Source organism: Siminovitchia jepli (genome assembly GCF_047228825.1).
Taxonomy (GTDB): domain Bacteria; phylum Bacillota; class Bacilli; order Bacillales; family Bacillaceae_C; genus Siminovitchia.
The window spans coordinates 1-961 of the sequence record NZ_JBFEGN010000209.1; the positions used below are offsets into that span (position 1 = coordinate 1).

Annotated in this window: 1 rRNA gene; it reads left to right on the plus strand. The window is 46.9% G+C overall.

Going from position 1 to position 961, the window contains the following annotated elements:
- A 23S ribosomal RNA gene (locus AB1L08_RS22425) occupies positions 1-961 on the plus strand; the annotation flags it as partial.

Sequence of the window (961 nt, forward strand, 5' to 3'; positions counted from 1 at the left end):
GTGCGTAATAGCTCACTGGTCGAGTGACTCTGCGCCGAAAATGTACCGGGGCTAAACGTATCACCGAAGCTGCGGATCCGGAGGTCAGATATCAGAGGCCGGAAGTCGGAAGTAAGAGAGTGGATAAAAGATGATCAAAAGTTACCAAGATTTAAGAGTTTATCAAATCTCTTATCAACTTGCGTTACAAGTTCATCAGCTTACGCTAAAATTTCCAGACTTCGAAAGGTATGAACTTGGAAGTCAATTGAGAAGAGCAGCTACTTCCATACCCATTAATATTGCTGAAGGGTATGGAAAAAAAGTACTGTAGCTGACTTTAAAAGATTTTTATTGATAGCCCAAGGTTCTAAAGATGAATTGAAAGTACTCCTGGAACTATCTAAAGACCTTGGATATATTAGCCAAGAGACTTTTGAAGAATTATTTGGCCCGTATGATGATTTGGGGAAACAACTTTATTCCATGATTCAAAAATGGGTTTAAAGCAGATCTGACATCTGGTTTCTGATATCTGACTTCCGTGATGGTAGGAGAGCGTTCCAAGTGCAGCGAAGTCATTTTGTAAGGAATGGTGGAGCGCTTGGAAGTGAGAATGCCGGTATGAGTAGCGAAAGAAGGGTGAGAATCCCTTCCACCGAAAGCCTAAGGTTTCCTGAGGAAGGCTCGTCCGCTCAGGGTTAGTCGGGACCTAAGCCGAGGCCGAAAGGCGTAGGCGATGGATAACAGGTTGATATTCCTGTACCGCCTCATTGCCGTTTGAGTGATGGAGGGACGCAGGAGGATAGGGCAAGCGCGCGACTGGATGCGCGTCCAAGCAGCAAGGCCGGCAAGCAGGCAAATCCGCTTGCCGCAAAGGCCAAGCTGTGACGGCGAGGGAAATAAAGTACCGAAGTTCCTGATTCCACACTGCCGAGAAAAGCTTCTAGCGAGGCAATAGGCGCCCGTACCGCAAACCGAC